Genomic DNA, 17,781 nt, shown 5'->3' on the forward strand with positions numbered 1-17,781 from the left:
AAAGGCATTGAATAGTATCATTTTTAGTAACACACAAAAAAAAAGACAAATTACAGATTTACAATTGCTATTAGAGGTTGAATGCTAAATATTTGGAACTGAAATAAAATAATTTGAAGGGTAATGAAATTAAAATCAAAATATGAATATAGCATTTAATATTAATAGATTAGCGATGATAGGTCTTGGAGTGACCTTAAATTCTCTATTAAAAAACTGTTCTAATCCTAAAAAAATAAATATTTACATACTGTGTGCTGATCTAAATTATAAGGATAAAGAGAATATTCATAAGTTATTATTTAAATACGGTTTAATCAACATAGAATTAATAGATTTTAATGTAAAAGAACATTTTGGTTTTTTTAGCTCTTTACAGGGAGATTGGACACCTTATGGTAGATTATTATTACAGGATTATATTGTAGACGATGCCGTACTGTATTTAGATGCCGATCTTGTTGTAGAGTTAGATGTCTTATTGTTAGATGGTTTTGATTTTCATGGCAAAGCGATAGCTGCCGTAAATGGTGGACAAATGCGATATGCTCTTGATCATCCTTTTTTATGTAAGGAGATTGGATTAGATCTTGATTTAGCTGTATTTAATTCAGGAATACTTTTAATGAATTTAAAAGTTTGGCGAGAAAAAGATATAAAAAGTCAATGTTTAACTTTTGGAAAAAAATATTCTGACCAATTAACATCTCACGACCAAACAATACTAAACGCATTATTTGCAGGTAATTTTGCTTTTTTACCTTCTAAGTTTAATATTTCTTGGTATGCAAATACTAAAAGGCCTGTTGGAAGAATAGGTATTTTACATTTTGTAGGTTCTCCAAAACCATGGGACTTATTTGGTAGATATTTACATAAGGGATTTTCAGTTTGGAAAAGTTACTTGGATGTGGATTGGAAAAAAGCATATTATAAATATAACTATAGTGATTTTGTTAGAGCATGGCATATTCGTAAATCCTATGCCAGATCATTTATTTTAAAAAAAAAGCAAAATAAATTATCAAGAGACTTCATAAAAAAATCCGAATTACCGTAAACCTGCATGTTTAATCTTTAACTAAAACAAAATGAAAAAAATATTAATAACTGGAGGAGCTGGATTTGTGGGTTCCCATTTATGTAAAAGATTATTGAATGAAGGCAATGAAGTGATTTGTTTAGACAATTACTTTACAGGAGCCAAATCTAATATTATTGAACTATTAGATCATCCTTATTTTGAGATGGTGAGACACGATATTACAGCACCTTATTATGCTGAAGTTGATGAAATTTACAATCTGGCTTGTCCAGCATCTCCAGTACACTATCAGTATAATCCAATTAAAACGATTAAAACGTCAGTAATGGGAGCAATAAACGTATTGGGATTGGCAAAACGGGTCAAGGCTAAAGTATTGCAAGCCAGTACCAGCGAAGTCTATGGTGATCCTCTGGTGCATCCTCAAACCGAAAGTTATTGGGGACATGTAAATCCTATAGGGATTCGTTCTTGCTATGATGAAGGCAAGCGTTGTGCTGAGACTTTATTTATGGATTATCATAATCAAAATAAGGTAGCCATTAAAATCATTCGGATTTTTAATACTTATGGTCCTAACATGAATCCCGTAGATGGGAGAGTAGTTTCAAATTTTATCGTTCAAGCTTTACAGGGAAAAGACATTACCATCTTTGGCAATGGTTTGCAAACGCGTTCGTTTCAATATGTAGATGATTTGGTAGAAGGTATGATTCGAATGATGGGTTCAGATTCTTCTTTTTTAGGACCTGTAAATTTGGGAAACCCTAATGAATTTACGATGATTGAATTGGCTCAAACCATTATTGAATTGACGGGTTCCAAATCAAAAATCATTTTTATGGATTTGCCACAAGATGATCCCAAACAAAGACAACCTGATATTTCTCTAGCCAATGAAAAACTCAATGGCTGGGAGCCTAAAATACAATTGCGTGAGGGCTTGATTACTACCATCAGCTATTTTGACAAGCTTTTGTTAAATCAATAAAAAACTTTTTTATAAAGACCTGATTTATTGCTACAGTTTTTCTCAATTTCTTATTGAGGAAGCAGTTTTTACGCTTTATAATTTCAAAAATAAATTTTATGAGAGTTACTATAATAACGGTATGTTACAATCGAAAAGCAACCATAGCAAATGCTATGAAAAGTGTTTTTGAACAAAATTACCCCAATATTGAATATATAATTGTTGACGGCAATTCTACTGATGGGACGAAAGAAATTATTGAATCGTATCGGGATAAAATAACCCATTACATTTCAGAACCTGATAAAGGAATGTATGATGCTATAAACAAAGGACTCCAATTAGCAACAGGAGATGTTATTGGTTTAATGCACTCTGATGATGAATTTTATGATGATAAAGCTATTAATAAAATTGTAGCTCGGTTTATATACGATCCAAGTATAGACGGTGTTTATGGTGATGGTGTTTATGTTTCGAATGATACTGAAGGGCGAATGATACGCAATAGAATAGGAGGCGCTTTCAGTCTACAAAAAGTCAAGTCGGGTTGGTTGCCTTTGCATCCTACCGTTTATTTAAAGAAAACCATAATCGATAAATATGGTTTGTATAACCTTGACTTTAAAATAGCCTCCGACACCGAATTTTTACTTCGCTATTTGTACAAATACAAAATCAAGATGAATTACATCAATGCCTATATCGTTAAAATGAGAATGGGGGGAATGAGTACCAATACTAAACGCGCTTTTGAAGTTTTATGTGAAGATTACAAAATCTATAAATATCACGGTTTAGCTGCATTTAGAGTGGTCTTCCTTAAAAAATCGATTGCTTTAAAACAGTACTTGGTTCACTAATAAAAAACAGCAACTAAGTAAGTCAAAAGTTTTAAAGGTGTAAAGTTAAAAGAGGTTTTACGGACTTAAAAAACTACAAGTGAATGTTTTAAACAAAATTATATCGTTTCAAAATATACGACTTTATATAGTTTTTACTACTTATTTATCTATTTGCTTTTTGTTTCTGGACAAGATTTTAGCACTAAATAGTATTCTCCTTATTTCAACAAAATTAATATTACTTACATAATCTATAATTACCATGAAAAAAAATATCCTCCCAATATTAGTATTGCTTTTATTGCTTTTACAGTCTTGTACTACTAAGAAACAAATATTGTATTTACAAGATGTAGATCAATATTCTAATACGGCTTTGACTTATGCAACGGCTAAAATACAGCCTAACGATATCTTAAAAATTGATGTGAGTGATCTCAATCCTGTAGTTGCAGCCCCTTTTAATGTTACCTCAGGAGTTGGCGCACTAACATCAGTAGAAATGATGAAATTAACAGGTTACTTAGTTACTCCTAAGGGAAATATCACGATGCCTATTTTAAATGAAATTAATGTTGGTGGTTTAACTCCTGCTAATGTGGAGACTAAAATAAAAGATCGTCTCATAAAAGAGGGCTACTTAGTAAATCCTACAGTATTAGTTCGAGTTCTCAATAATAAATTTACCGTTTTGGGAGAAGTGAATTCTCCAGGTGTAATTCCTTTTACCGAAGAATCTATTAGTTTACTTGAAGCAATAGGAATGGCAGGAGATCTAACCAACACAGGAATTCGGGAAGATGTTAAGCTAATTAGAGAGTCAGATGGAAAACGTTTAGTGTACCATATTGACTTGACAACGGCTTCGTGGATGTCTAATCCAGATTATCGCATTAGACAAAACGATGTTATTGTGGTCATGCCTAATAAGTTAAAAACAAATAGTGGAGGTTTAATCAAAGATCCATTGCAAGTGGTGGGTTTACTAGCCACTCTTGTAGCACTCTTTATATTAATTAAATAAAAACAACATGGATTTTAAAAAAGAATTTTTCAAGTACTTCCAGTACTGGCCTTGGATTATGGTTAGTTTAATTGTGTGTGTGGGAGCTGCCTTTTATTTTATAAAAACAGTTTCACCTACTTATCAAACTACAGCATTAATTAATATTGATAAAAAACAAGAGGAAAATGCAAAAATAAACACTTTTAGCAAAGAAGATTTTGAGAAAAAAGAGGTGGACTTGAATGACGAAATAATACTGGTTACGTCTAATGATTTCTTATCAAAAGTGGTAAACAGTTTGAAACTGAATATTAATTATTTTGAAAAGGGATACATGCAAAATACAAGTATAAATGATGTTCCTTTTGTTATTAATACCACTGTATCTAATGATTCGTTGCCTCAAACCACCTATGATATCAAAGTTGTAGAAGAAGGATTCCTAATAAGTAGTCCTTCTATCGAAAAGAGCTATTTAATTCACGGTCATAGTACCAGTCGAACTTTTGCAGGTTTACCATTTACAATTCAACTGACTCCTAAGGCTAAACAAAATCTATCTTTTTATGTAAATAAAGAATATGTAGTTAGTCTGGAACCTACGGTATCTGCAATAAAAAATCTAAAATCCGCACTAAGTGTTGACACATTTGATAGTCAAAATACAAATTTACTTCTAACTCATGAAGGAACAAATCCCGAACGTTCTAGAAAAATTTTAGACCAATTGATTGTATTGCTGGATAAAAATATTGTTTCTAACAAGCAAAAACTGTTTAATAATACCGTTTCTTATTTAAACAAACGCATATCTGTTTTTTCAAAAGAGAAAGATTCTATTGAAAGCGTAAAAGAGAAGTATTTGCAAAACAATGACATTTTAGTTTTGGACAAATACATTGTTGACAAAACCAATGAGAAGAATACTAAGAGAGAGAGTGCTATGCTTAATGAAAGGCAAATTGCATTAACAAGATTTGCTATAAATGATATAAGAAGAACAAGTAGTACTTCGGCTCTGGGAACAGGCTACAACTTAGAAGCACCTACTGTCAATCAACTACTTTTAAATTACAATACAAGTATTCTGGAAAGCGAGCTTATTTTACAACGGGCACAAAAAAACAACCCAACGTATCTTAATTTGCTCGTACAATTAAAAATGCAAAAACAAGCTATTTTGAATACTTTGGAGGGGTATTTAAACTTTCTAAACCAAAATAATACAGCAAATAGATCGGAACAAAGTGTCGCCAATTCAGAGGCTAAAAGCATTCCTACAAAAGACAGGGTATTGGGTAATATTGACAATAGTTTAGACTTGAAAGAGGTAACTTATTTGGCTTTATTACAAAAAAGAGAAGAAGCCGTTTTGAATGGTGCCGTTTTAGAATCTAATTTAAAGACTCTAAATTCATCTCAAACTAATTATTCTGCCATTTTTCCTCAGCCCAAATCCTTTATGGTAGGTGCGTTTATGTTTGGGTTGCTTTTTCCTTTAGGAATCATATATCTTAATTTACAGTTGGACACTAAAATACATAATGAAGATGATATCCAGAAACTATATTCCCATATTCCTTTTTTAGGAATTGTTCCTAAAGTAGATGATAAAGAAAAGTTAGATAATACTGCTACTTCCCGTTCAATGATAGCAGAGGCTACACGAACCTTATTTTCGAATATATCCTATTTACTACCTAAAAAGAAAGAGGAAAAAGGAAGCGTATTATTGTTTTGCTCTTCCATTCAGGGGGAAGGAAAATCTTTTTGCGCCTTTCATAATGCTGTAACCATTAGTAATCTTAATAAAAAAGTATTGCTTATTGGTGCTGATTTAAGAAATCCTCAATTGCATGAATATTTTAATCTTGAAAAAAGTGATTTTGGACTGTCTAATTTTCTGTCTAATAAAAGCGGGGACTGGAAAGAATTCTTAATAAAGGATACTAATTTTTCTGAGAACATGGATACACTTTTCTCGGGTGAAATCCCTCCAAATCCTACTCAATTATTGACTAATGCCAATTTCGAATTATTGATTGAAGAGGCTAAAAAGCTGTATGATTTTATAATTATAGATTCTGCTCCTGTCCAAATGGTGTCTGATACGCTCAATTTTAGTCATTTGGCTGATGTAACAGTATTTGTTACGAGATACGATTTTACGGATAAGAACACTTTAGTTCAGGTAAATAATTTTATCAAAAAAGGGCAACTTAAAAATGTTGGGATTGTCATAAACGGAGTTAGCAAAAAAAGTGCTTATGGCTATAATTATGGCTCAAACTATAGTTATCAATATCAAGAAAAAACCATAAAAAAACCTTGGTTTAAAAGAAGCCTAAGCTCATAATTCGCTTTTACAAATTTATTTCAAGTAGTAAAATGAACTTATTTCTAAACTTAAATACTAAAAAATGTCTAAAAAAATAGTGCTGTTCCTATTGCTTATTGTTATTGGTATTGTTTTTTATTTTTCCTGGTTGACAGATCCTACTTTAGAGTCTGAAACCTATTTGCCCAAATGGCTTTTAAACTGGAGTAATTCGTATTACAATTTGCGTACTGCTGTTCCTTTTATAGCGGTAGGTTTTCTTTTAGAAGCCTATACACAACACATGAGTTCAAATAAAAAAAATCATAACGAAAATTCTTATTTCATGCAAAATTTAGGTATTGCAACTATTATTGTTTGCATAGCCGAAGCAGGACAGTTTTTAATTCAAAAAAGAAATCCAGATGTAATGGATGTCTTTTTTGGAATATTAGGAAGTTTCATTGGAGGATTAGGATATTATTTAGTTGCTATGCTAATGAATTCTAAAAAATTAAAAAATGCGAAATAGACATAAATTCACTTTCATGTTTTGCTGTGCTGTAGCCGACATGACAGCAATGATAGTAGCCACAATGCTATTTTTGAATTTTGCCAGTCAGGAAGAGGTGGGTTGGAATACTTTATTTCTCAACAAAATGATTCCTATTACGATACTGAGTTGGTTGTTTTCAGTGACTTATTTCCGATTGTATCGAGTGGATGTGCTTTTTAGTTTAGAAGATTTTTTTGCTAATAGCTGGCGTGCTTTTTTAACACAAAGGATTCTTTGGTGCAGTTATATTTACTTTTTTCATGATGAAAAACTATACATTTTAGGAGATAGAGCTAATTTATTTCAATTGAGTTTTTTACTGTTCTATTTTTTGTTATCCAGAATTTTGTTTACCCTCGTAATTGTAAAAATTAAAAAATGGGTTGTTAAAAGGTATACCGTTGCAATATGGGGATTTAATAAAACGAGTATTGAATTAGCGTCGCATTTGGAAACCAACTCTTATTTTATCCATTTTATGGGTATTCTCAATGAAAATTCATCAGTCAATTATGAAACCAAAGATGATTTTAGCGTTGCACTTTCCAATGCAATTCACAACGCATCCGAAGAAAATGTCAGTGAACTTTACATTGTAACCAAGCCTGATTTTATTTCAGATTTGAATTATTTCTTTGAACTGGGTGATAAGCATTGCATGCGCTTGAAATTTGTACCGGATTTTTCATCCATTTCAAAAAAGCATTTTAGCGCAAGCAATTTCAATAATTTTCATGTCATATTGCCTCGTTATGAACCACTACAAAATGCCTATAATCGTTTAACCAAAAGAATTTTCGATATTGTTTTTAGTCTTCTGGTCATTCTTTTCATCCTGTCATGGTTATATCCCATCTTGGCATTTCTTATCAAAAGGCAAAGCAAAGGACCTGTTTTATTCAAACAAATGCGAACGGGTAAAAAAAATGAACCTTTTTGGTGTTATAAATTTAGAAGTATGTACATCAATGTGGGTGATGAAAGCCAACAAGCGAAAAAAGAGGATGCCCGAATCACGCCAATTGGTAAATTCATCCGTCGTACCAGTTTAGACGAAATGCCACAATTTTTTAATGTTTTAATTGGAGATATGAGTGTTGTAGGGCCACGTCCTCACATGATTAAACATACCACAGACTACAACGATCATATTAATAATTTTATGGTGCGTCATTTTGTCAAACCAGGAATTACAGGTCTGGCTCAGGTTTCGGGTCTGAGAGGAGAAACTAAAAAAGTATCTGACATGAAACGCCGTGTAAGTACTGACATCGAATATGTACAGCGTTGGAGTTTAATTACGGATATTAAAATTTGTTTTTTAACAGTTGTTGTAACCTTAAAAGGAGATAAAAATGCTTTTTAAACTTAAATAATAGAACTTATGGACATTACTTATTATTTTATTGGGTTGCTCACAGGAGTTTCTGTGACCACCTTTTTTACCGGAAAAGAATTGTATAAATATTATACAAAATACAGGATCCAACAAAAACAATTGGATCGAATTTTAAAACTGAATGATGAAATTAAAAAATTAAAAAACTTGAAACCTATTAAAACAGCAAATTATAATACGAGTATGTAAGTAGTGAAAACTATATAATGTGGTTTTTTGATACGATATAATGTTGTTTAAAACATTAACTTGTAGTTGTTTAAATCAATAAAGTTTCATTTGACTTTACGACTTTAAAACTAACGACTTACTTAGATCAAACACATTGTAACAAAAATGTATTATAGATTACTGACACAGCCCCCAAAATGTTATAGACTATTTGAGGGCTTTTTTTATGTCAAATGACTATTACCATTTAGAGACTGTTTAAATTTATTTTTTTTATAAATTTTCTTTTTCCCTGTCCCTAAAGGGTGAAAAATTTCTTAAAAATTCATCAAAATTACATCCGCCACGGCGGAATAGGCAAATTAATTTTGATGAATTTTAAACAGGCTCTTAGAAATATAAAATAATCCAATTTTTTAACTCCCTCTCCTTTGCTTCGCCAGTTCGCTATCGCTCGAGTGTAGAGTCCCGATCCCGACTACTCGGGACGGGAGGGGTGAGGTAAAACAAAAAACTGTTTTATATTTAAATGGTATAAAGCCGTTTCAAAACTAATTTTGAAGCGGCTTTAGTGTAAAAATGGTTTATGCTTATTTTGAAAGTTGAGGTGGTTCATAACTCCTGATGATTTCTCTTTATTTCCAATTTCTAAATTCCTAATTTGCGACCTTAAATTAGCAAGATAAAATGAAGGTCTGTATTGCCGAAAAACCAAGTGTAGCACGTGAAATTGCATCCGTTTTAGGAGCGAATACCAAACACGATGGCTATTATGAAGGCAATGGTTATGCGGTAACTTACACTTTTGGTCATTTATGTACCTTAAAAGAACCCAACGATTACAGACCGTATTGGAAAAGTTGGGATTTGAATAACCTTCCGATGCTTCCCGAAAAATTTGAAACTAAGGTAGTGGAGAATTCAGGGATTCAGAAGCAATTTAAAATTGTAAAAAGTTTATTTGACAAAGCTGAATTGGTCATCAATTGCGGAGATGCCGGACAAGAAGGAGAACTTATTCAGCGTTGGGTAATGAATGAGGCCAATTATAAAGGCGAAGTAAAACGCCTGTGGATTTCTTCGTTAACAACTGAAGCTATTAAAGAAGGTTTTGAAAATTTAAAACCATCCGCCAACTACGATAATTTATATTATGCTGGTTTTTCCAGAGCCATTGGCGACTGGTTATTGGGTATGAATGCCACTCGTTTGTACACCGTAAAACACGGCGGTTACAAGCAAGTATTGTCTATTGGACGCGTTCAAACGCCAACATTAGCAATGGTTGTAGAGCGTTTTAAGGAAATAGAAAATTTCAAGCCGCAACCCTATTGGGAGTTGCAAACTTTATATAGAGAAACCCTTTTTAGTTATGAAGAAGGACGTTTTTTAAACAAGGAAGATGGAGCAATTTTAGCGGATAAAGTCAAGGAAAGTGATTTCGAAATTGTTTCTGTCGAAAAAAAGAATGGAAATGAGTTTGCTCCCAAGTTATTTGATTTGACAGGTTTGCAAGTGTATTGCAATACCAAGTTTGGATTTTCGGCTGATGAAACACTTAAAATAGTTCAAACTTTATACGAACAAAAAGTAGTGACTTATCCCAGAGTCGACACCACTTTTTTACCAAGCGATATTTATCCAAAAGTACCTGATATTCTTCAAAAATTGACTAATTATGCAGCATTAACTGAAGTTCTTTTAGGAAAGAAGATAAAAAAATCGCCTAAGGTTTTCAATGATAAAAAAGTCACCGATCACCATGCGATAATACCAACGGGTGTGCAATCGAATTTGCAATACAATCAACAACAGGTGTATGATATTATTGTAAAACGTTTTATTGCTGTATTTTATGAGGATTGTTTGGTTGCCAATACAATAGTAATAGGAAAAGCGGCAGAAGTGCTATTCAAAACCACTGGCAAAGAAATTCTGAAAAAAGGATTCCGAGTTGTTTTCGATACTTCGTCTACGCTCAGTACAAATGCCAAAGAAAAAGAAGCCGATTTGTTACCCAGTTTTGTTGTGGGTGAAAAAGGCCCACACGAACCTTCGTTTTTAGAAAAAGAAACCAAAGCACCGAATCAGTTTACCGAGGCTTCTTTATTGCGAGCTATGGAAACGGCAGGAAAACAAGTGGATGATGAGGATTTACGCGAATTGATGAAAGAAAATGGTATTGGACGACCGTCAACAAGAGCTAATATTATTGAAACGCTTTTTAAACGCCAATACATCATTCGAAATAAAAAACAAGTTTTGCCTACGCCAACAGGAATTCAGCTTATTGATATCATTCAAAATGAATTAATAAAATCGGCTGAATTGACCGGTTCTTGGGAAAAGCAGTTAAAAGATATTGAAAAAGGAACTTTTACTGCTGCTGCTTTTATTAATAATATGAAGCGTATGGTAGATGCTTTGGTATACGAAGTAAGAAGTGAAAGGACTCGTGCTAATATTTCGCATGCGGGAAGTATTCAAAAAGAAGAAGCTGCTGTTGAAAAAAAGAAAGCGGCGGGAATGGAAGCTGAATCCTGTCCGAAATGCAAAAAAGCGACATTGATAAAAGGAAAATCTGCTTATGGTTGTGGGGATTATAAAGCAGGCTGTGATTTTCTATTGCCTTTTACTTTTGGGACAAAAAAAATATCAGAAAACCAATACTTGCGATTACTTCAAAAAGGCTCTACGGTCAATTTAAAAGACTTTAAAATCAATGATGAAATAGTGGAAGGTTTGCTTCGTTTTGATGAAAATTTCAAACTTAAATTAGAACCTAAAAAAACAACTCCGAAAGTATCAGCTCCATCATCTGATGCTTTAGCTTGCCCGAAATGCCAAAAAGGAACGATTATAAAAGGTAACACCGCCTATGGTTGTAGTGATTATAAATCAGGTTGTGATTTTAAAGTTACTTTTGAAGTTGTTAGAGAAAAATTAAAAGATCAAAAACCAACGAAAGAATTGGTTTATTCTATTTTGAAGGAATAATCAATCTGTTTGTTTTTCAATAATTACCATCAAGTATCGGGTATTACATTTTTTTTAAACAACGTCCTCTTGGTTCATCACCTTCATGAAGTACAATTTTGGAATGCAGAAACTGTGCTGCATCAGCTGAATCTTTTACTTTAGTTGCTGAGCGTTCTAGCATATCTGCTTCAAACTCTGTTAATACATTTTTTCTTATTCCGTTATTTCGCCATTCTGATAAAGGTCGGCATCCTTTGAATATTTCCCGAGCAAGCGCAAGTGCATCTAGTAAAGCTTGATTAGCACCTTGTCCTTTAAACGGACTCATCGGGTGGGCTGCATCTCCAATTAGAGTTACTTTTTCCTCTTTCGATAATAATTCTGAACTAAGTAATTCACGATCATAAACTGGATAACCGGAAATTTGGGCTTCTTGAGTCGCTGCTAAAATTTGAGGTATAGGACTGTGCCACTTCGTTCTACGGCAAGCTTCTTCTTTTAGAGCTTGAGTTCCTTGGGCACTTAGTTCTTTTGCCTCTTTTTCATTCATTGGAAAACTTAGTTGCCACATTATAGAATCTAAATTGTAAGGCATCATGTAAATTCGTTCGTTGCCATTGGCTGTTTGAAATACAGTTGCCGAGTCTAATAAAGGACTGGTAATATCTTCGAGAGCACTCAAAGGACAAATTCCCAATATCACAATACAATCCAGATAGCGTAGAGGAGTAGCATCTTCACCAATGAGTATTCTTCGTACCGAACTACGAATTCCATCCGCTCCAACCACCAAATCTGCTTTGTAACTCTTTATTTCGGTATTTACTTGAAATTTGAGAAGTACATTATCTTCAGTTTCCTTAAAATCTACTAATTGATGTCCCCAATGTAGCTTATTTTGTCCGCCGAGCTGTTGAAGTAGTGCTAAACGCAACGATTGTCGTGCGATATGAATATTGGTTCGTTTCTGAAAGGTTTTCGTATCGGATTGAATCCACTTTCTGACGCCCCATTCGCCAATCACTTTTCCGTCGGTAGCATGAACCAAATGTCTTGTTGAAATCACGCCTTCTTCTAACGAAAAAATACCCAATCCCTCAATTGCTTTACTCGCTTGCTGTAGCGTGAGTCCGTAACCCTGAGACCGAGCTTCGAAATTATTATCGCGCTCAAAAAGAGTAAAGGGAATTCCGCGGTGCAAACAAGCCACAGCAAGTGCAACTCCGCTAATACCACCACCAATAATAGCAACATGTGGAAAGCTATCTTTATCTGCAATAGGAGGATTGGCAGCAGGAATCAAGCCCGATCCGGAACATGTAGTGCAGGTATATAGGTGTCCTTTTGGACGAACAGGAGCTGTTTCTTCACCATTCGATTTTTCAAATTCATCCAATGCTTTCTGATAACGAAGTTTCGCTTTATGGGTAAGTCCTCGGCTTTTTTTACCACGTCCTTGACAATCAGAACAAACAGTCCAGCTTCCTTCTTTATATTCTGCTTTTTTCACTTCTTTTTATTTTGACCAATAGTATTTCTAAGCAAAACTACTTTTTCAATTGTAAAAAAAAAGCATTTATTAAAGGATTTATTCTATTTAACGTTCTATTAGTATTTAAGATTATCAATACCAGTTTTTCAATTCTTACCTTTGTATATACAAATAAGAAGAAATCATTATGACTACAAATACACTTTCTAATATAAAATTTTCAGTTCTCGATTTAGCAATAGTTAGAGAAGGAGGAAACGCTGCTGATACTTTTAAAAACAGTTTAGACTTGGCTCAAAATGTCGAAAAATGGGGTTTTAACCGATTTTGGTTAGCCGAACATCACAACATGCAAGGGATTGCCAGTACGGCAACAGTAGTATTGATTGGTCATATTGCTGCTGGAACATCAACATTAAGAGTGGGTTCAGGAGGAATTATGCTTCCTAATCATGCACCTTTGATTGTTGCAGAGCAATTTGGAACTTTGGCAACTCTTTTCCCTGACCGAATTGATTTGGGATTAGGTCGTGCACCAGGAACTGATCAATTTACTGCTGCAGCTTTAAAAAGAGACGAACATGCAGCTATGGAATTCCCTTCTAATGTAGAAGAATTACAACGCTATTTGTCAGAAGGAAATAAGAATGGAAGAGTACGAGCCATTCCTGGAGAAGGCTTGGATATTCCAATTTGGATTCTAGGTTCAAGTACGGATAGTGCTTTTTTAGCCGCTTCTTTAGGTTTGCCTTATGCTTTTGCCAGTCATTTTGCACCAGCTCAATTGCATAATGCATTAGCTATTTACAGGAGAAATTTTAAACCATCAGCACAATTAGCAGCACCTTATGTAATTGCTTGTGTGAATGTTATTGCAGCTGATACAGATTATGAAGCTGAACGATTAGCGACTTCGTTTAAAAAATTATTTTTGGGAATTATCACTGGAAATAGACAACAACTAAAAGCACCCGAAGAACCTAATGAAGATTTTATGGATCCAATGGAAGAAGCTGCATTGCAACAAATGATTCAGTACACTTTTATTGGTAGTCCTGAAAAAGTGAAAAAAGAATTAGAAAATTTTATAGAAATTACTCAGGTTGATGAACTGATGGTCGCTTCTGCAGTTTACGAACACAAAGCACGATTGCATTCGTATGAAATTTTAGGAGAATTAAATAAAGAATAAACCTTTGAATGAAATTATTTAAAACGTCAGTTCGAGTGTTTTTTGTGTAATGAAAATGAAGCAAAAAATGTATCGAGAACTTTTATTTTTTTAATTCAAAGTCAAAGCACCCAATATTTCTTCAGACATAAATGGTCCTCCAGGATATTTTGCTGTATAATCCAAGTTCAGCCAAATTTGGTTGCGCTCATCAATGTGATAGTGGAGCTGTTTACCGTGACTTTCTTTTACAAACAGTTTGTTTTTGATCAAAAAATTGACTGTTTCCAGATCATTCATGTTTCCAATAAGGATTTCTGGATAAATATGCCCTTTGGTGTGAATTAATCTTGGAGTTCCTCCAATAGCGCGAACACAAGCAGCCATTAAAATCGAATGATCATCACAATCTCCTGATAAAAATTCTAAGGACTCGCTAGCAGTAGCAATATAATCTCCATCTTTAGGATCGCTCACATAATTCCAGCGGCTATTAATTTCTTTAAAAACAGCAAAACATTGGATAATCGTGCGATAATCTGAATATCCTTTGATGTTTTTAAAATGCTTATTGACAGCCATAACTGCAAAATTTCGAACCTTGGGATTTTTGTATTCAATGGCACGAAGAATTTTTGATTTATTTGGAAAAGGCAATAGTTTAGAAATAATGATATCCTGAGGATTTGGATTGTTTGACATGGTATAAATCATCGAATCATAATCTTCATAAACACTTTCGAAACCATAATTACCAAATACAGTTCCATAAACTAAAACCAAAATATAAATGACAATACAAATGATAATGACGGTTCTAAGTAAACGTAAAATTAATTGTGTTGCAACAACAATAAGAATAAACAATAAAATGCGATCTAAATTAAATGCCCAATTTATTTCAATTAAATTTTCATGGGTAATGATAAAAAGTGGAACACTAATCAAAATATTCAAGACAAAAATAATCACATCATCCCAAGGTTTCTTGACCTGAAGTTTTTGTTTTATGTTTTGAAAAGTAAGATTTTTAAAGTTTATCATGCGAAGCAAAAAAGGAAAAACTATACTGTTTTAACTATTTCATCAAAAGTACCTATTTTATCAATAATTTTCAGTTCTAATAGCTGATTTTGAATATTGTTTAACATTTCTTTAGATAATTGCTCTTGCGACCATTCGGTAATAGAAAGCCATTCTTGAATATCTTCTATCTTTTGATGGTATTTTTGAGCCAAAACAGCATCAATTTCTGGAATTGTTTTAAACGAAGCTGTTGCTTTATTAATCGTATCTAGAATTTTCTGAATGGCTTCAGGCTCTTTTTCTAAAATTTCATCACGCACCGCAATTACAAAACACGGCCAAGGAGTAGGGCAGTCGGCTATTTTTCTAAAAATACCTTTGTCGACCAGCGGTTTGGTCATAAAACGTTCCCACATAAAATAATCGGCAGTTCCGTTGCTTAAAGCTTCCACAGCACCATCAATAGTATTTACAATTTCAAATTGAAGATTATCAGTTTCCCAATTTTGATTGTTAGCATTTACATAAGCCATTAATTGCGATCCAGAACCCAAACGAGAAATAGCAACCTTAGTATTTTCAATATCTGCCAAGGTTTTATAATTGGATTTTGCAGCAACATGGATTCCCCAAATCAAAGGCGATGCAACATAAACCTGAACAATTTTTGATGGATTTCCTGCTACAATATCTTTTACCATTCCTTCCGAAAGAATTACGGCAATATCAGTTTCACCATCGCGAAGCATCTGACACATTTTTCCAGTTCCTTCGGGAATATCTGTCCATTGTAAATCGATATTTTGAGTCTCAAATTTTTTGTTTTCAATGGCTAAGTGCCATGGTAAATTGAAATGTTCTGGTACTCCAGCTATTTTTATTGTTTTCATTGTATTTTATTCTTTAAGGAACACAGATTCAAGAAATTAGAGAAATTGAAATAATTTTATAAATTTCTTAAAGCTGTGTTCCAATTTTTTTATTGACTCAACTTTTGCAAAGTATAACCAATTAATTTGTCTATTGTTTTGTATGAATCATTACTAAAAGTTCCATCAGCTCGATTGGCAATAATTGCATTTAACGAAATGGCTTTATGTCCTAAAAGAGCTGAGAGTCCATAAATGGCAGCAGTTTCCATTTCGAGATTCGTAATTTGGATTCCGTTAAAATCAAATTGATCCATTTTTTGATTCAAATTAGGATCTTGAATGTTCAATCGTAAAACCCGTCCTTGTGGGCCGTAAAATCCGCCAGCCGTTGCTGTAAAACCTTTTTGAATTTCAACAGAATAGAAACGGTGTGCTAAAGTTTCGCTCGAAGCAATTACATAAGGTTTTCCTTTTTTCAAATCCCAACTAGTTTGCTCTATAAAAGCATTTTCAATTTCAGTATTCGAAATTTCATCAATACAATAGGAGCGAAGCATGTTGTCCAGACCAATGGCGTACTGACTCATAACAATGCTGTCAACGGGAATATTGGCTTGCAGTGAACCCGAAGTTCCTATTCGAATAATATTTAGCGATGTGAGCTTTTCTTTTACTTTTCGGGTTGCAAAATCAATATTAACCAAAGCATCTAATTCGTTCAAAACAATATCAATATTATCAGGACCAATTCCAGTAGAAATTACGGTGATTCTTTTGCCTTTGTAACTTCCTGTTTGCGTTTTAAATTCTCTTTTTTGGGTTGTAAATTCAATCGAATCAAAAAGCGCTGTCACTTTTTCAACCCGATCTTGATCACCAACAAAAATGATGTCTTCGGCAATATGTTCGGGTTTTAGATTCAGATGATAAATGCTACCATCTGGATTCAGAATCAATTCTGATGCTTGTATCATTTTCTTTTTAAATTACTAAGATTTATAAAAATTCCAATTTAAAAAATTCCAAATTCCAAAAATGAATCATTGGAATTTGGAACTTCAAATTTGGGATTTATTAGCCTCCCACACGTTTGGTTTTAAAGCCTTTTTCCTGTAAAATTTTCATGATTTTATCACGATAATCTCCTTGAATGATAATTGCTCCATCTTTAAAACTGCCACCAACACTTAATTTGGTTTTGATTTCTTTGGCAAGAATCTTAAAATCTTCATCATCGCCTTCGTAACCTTCGATTATAGTAGTTGGTTTTCCTTTTCTTTTTTCGAATTTACAAATCATAGGCTCTTTCTGAATCCATAATTCTTTCTCTTCTTTTACTATTTCTTCTTCGGGAGTGGGAATATGCTCTGGAAAAAGGTTTTTTAATTGGTCTTGTAAATCCATAATTTTTTATATTTTTTTGGAACACAGATTTTAGAAATTTTATAAATCTATAAAATTTTAAAAATTATGTTTTTTATACTCTGTTATGCTTTTTAAACTCATTTGTAAATATCTTTCTTATGAATTGTGGGTCTTTTCCAAAATTCAATAATAAACCAACTTCACAATCAGTAGCTTTAAGATAATTTAAAAGCTGACATTCATGAGTTTCTATCATATATTCAACACATTTAAGTTCAACAATTACCGATTTATTTATAATGAGATCTGGTATGTATTCTCCAACAATTTCTTTTTTATAAAATACATTTAACTTTTTTTGATTTTCAACTTCATAACCTCTTGCTTTTAACTCTAGAATCATTGCATTATGATATACTCTTTCTAAAAAACCATATCCTAATTCATTATAAACATCATAATAAATACCAATTATAGACTTTGTTAAATCTTGATGAGGAAATGTTTTCATATCAAATTAGTTATTTTTTAACGGAACACAGATTTAAGAAATTACAGAAATTT

16 protein-coding genes are annotated in these 17,781 nt (G+C 33.0%); 10 read left to right on the forward strand and 6 right to left on the reverse strand.

Features of this window, described 5'->3' with window-relative positions; all coding sequences use genetic code 11:
- The first annotated feature begins 142 nt into the window (after nucleotides 1-142).
- From AAGV28_RS09095 to AAGV28_RS09135, 9 genes are all read left to right on the forward strand, one after another.
- Nucleotides 143-1,060, forward strand: coding sequence for a glycosyltransferase family 8 protein (locus AAGV28_RS09095; protein WP_373406507.1), 918 nt, complete (start codon nucleotides 143-145; stop codon nucleotides 1,058-1,060).
- A 31-nt stretch (nucleotides 1,061-1,091) separates the two neighbouring features.
- Nucleotides 1,092-2,036 carry a UDP-glucuronic acid decarboxylase family protein gene (locus AAGV28_RS09100; RefSeq protein WP_373406508.1) on the forward strand — a complete coding sequence of 315 codons (945 nt, stop codon included), beginning with the start codon at nucleotides 1,092-1,094 and terminating at the stop codon, nucleotides 2,034-2,036.
- 98 nt (nucleotides 2,037-2,134) lie between these two features.
- Nucleotides 2,135-2,881, forward strand: a complete 747-nt coding sequence (locus AAGV28_RS09105) for a glycosyltransferase family 2 protein (protein WP_373406509.1) — start codon at nucleotides 2,135-2,137, stop codon at nucleotides 2,879-2,881.
- Between the two features lie 244 nt (nucleotides 2,882-3,125).
- On the forward strand, nucleotides 3,126-3,887 hold the full coding sequence (locus AAGV28_RS09110; protein WP_373406510.1) for a polysaccharide biosynthesis/export family protein: 762 nt from the start codon (nucleotides 3,126-3,128) through the stop codon (nucleotides 3,885-3,887).
- Between the two features lie 7 nt (nucleotides 3,888-3,894).
- Nucleotides 3,895-6,225: an exopolysaccharide transport family protein gene (locus tag AAGV28_RS09115; protein ID WP_373406511.1), complete on the forward strand. Its 2,331-nt coding sequence runs from the start codon at nucleotides 3,895-3,897 to the stop codon at nucleotides 6,223-6,225.
- Between the two features lie 64 nt (nucleotides 6,226-6,289).
- Nucleotides 6,290-6,718 carry a VanZ family protein gene (locus tag AAGV28_RS09120; RefSeq protein ID WP_373406512.1) on the forward strand — a complete coding sequence of 143 codons (429 nt, stop codon included), beginning with the start codon at nucleotides 6,290-6,292 and terminating at the stop codon, nucleotides 6,716-6,718.
- Entirely contained in the window at nucleotides 6,708-8,108 is a 1,401-nt protein-coding gene (locus AAGV28_RS09125) for an exopolysaccharide biosynthesis polyprenyl glycosylphosphotransferase (RefSeq protein ID WP_373406513.1), read from the forward strand. The genes AAGV28_RS09120 and AAGV28_RS09125 overlap by 11 nt, the downstream gene beginning before the upstream one ends.
- An 18-nt stretch (nucleotides 8,109-8,126) precedes the next feature.
- Nucleotides 8,127-8,330, forward strand: a complete 204-nt coding sequence (locus tag AAGV28_RS09130; protein WP_373406514.1) for a hypothetical protein — start codon at nucleotides 8,127-8,129, stop codon at nucleotides 8,328-8,330.
- A 669-nt stretch (nucleotides 8,331-8,999) separates the two neighbouring features.
- Nucleotides 9,000-11,309, forward strand: coding sequence for a DNA topoisomerase 3 (locus tag AAGV28_RS09135; protein WP_373406515.1), 2,310 nt, complete (start codon nucleotides 9,000-9,002; stop codon nucleotides 11,307-11,309).
- A 43-nt stretch (nucleotides 11,310-11,352) separates the two neighbouring features.
- Here the strand turns inward: AAGV28_RS09135 and AAGV28_RS09140 are convergent, their stop codons facing one another.
- Nucleotides 11,353-12,801: an FAD-dependent oxidoreductase gene (locus AAGV28_RS09140; RefSeq protein ID WP_373406516.1), complete on the reverse strand. Its 1,449-nt coding sequence runs from the start codon at nucleotides 12,799-12,801 to the stop codon at nucleotides 11,353-11,355.
- Nucleotides 12,802-12,970: 169 nt separating this feature from the next.
- Between AAGV28_RS09140 and AAGV28_RS09145 the strand changes: the two genes are divergently transcribed.
- Complete coding sequence (locus AAGV28_RS09145; protein WP_373406517.1) at nucleotides 12,971-13,975, forward strand: LLM class flavin-dependent oxidoreductase; 1,005 nt, start codon at nucleotides 12,971-12,973, stop codon at nucleotides 13,973-13,975.
- 90 nt (nucleotides 13,976-14,065) lie between these two features.
- Here AAGV28_RS09145 and AAGV28_RS09150 read toward each other — a convergent pair whose 3' ends face one another.
- From AAGV28_RS09150 to AAGV28_RS09170, 5 genes are all read right to left on the reverse strand, one after another.
- A complete protein-coding gene (locus tag AAGV28_RS09150) occupies nucleotides 14,066-14,998 on the reverse strand; it encodes a transglutaminase (protein WP_373406518.1) in 933 nt (310 codons plus the stop codon).
- Nucleotides 14,999-15,018: 20 nt separating this feature from the next.
- Nucleotides 15,019-15,870: a substrate-binding domain-containing protein gene (locus tag AAGV28_RS09155; protein WP_373406519.1), complete on the reverse strand. Its 852-nt coding sequence runs from the start codon at nucleotides 15,868-15,870 to the stop codon at nucleotides 15,019-15,021.
- A gap of 89 nt (nucleotides 15,871-15,959) precedes the next feature.
- Entirely contained in the window at nucleotides 15,960-16,826 is an 867-nt protein-coding gene (locus AAGV28_RS09160) for a nucleoside phosphorylase (protein WP_373406520.1), read from the reverse strand.
- Nucleotides 16,827-16,926: 100 nt separating this feature from the next.
- Nucleotides 16,927-17,256 carry a translation initiation factor gene (locus AAGV28_RS09165; protein WP_373392072.1) on the reverse strand — a complete coding sequence of 110 codons (330 nt, stop codon included), beginning with the start codon at nucleotides 17,254-17,256 and terminating at the stop codon, nucleotides 16,927-16,929.
- A gap of 73 nt (nucleotides 17,257-17,329) precedes the next feature.
- Entirely contained in the window at nucleotides 17,330-17,728 is a 399-nt protein-coding gene (locus AAGV28_RS09170) for a GxxExxY protein (protein ID WP_373406521.1), read from the reverse strand.
- Nucleotides 17,729-17,781 lie beyond the last annotated feature (53 nt).

The sequence above is a fragment of the Flavobacterium zubiriense genome (genome assembly GCF_041729725.1).
GTDB lineage: Bacteria > Bacteroidota > Bacteroidia > Flavobacteriales > Flavobacteriaceae > Flavobacterium > Flavobacterium zubiriense.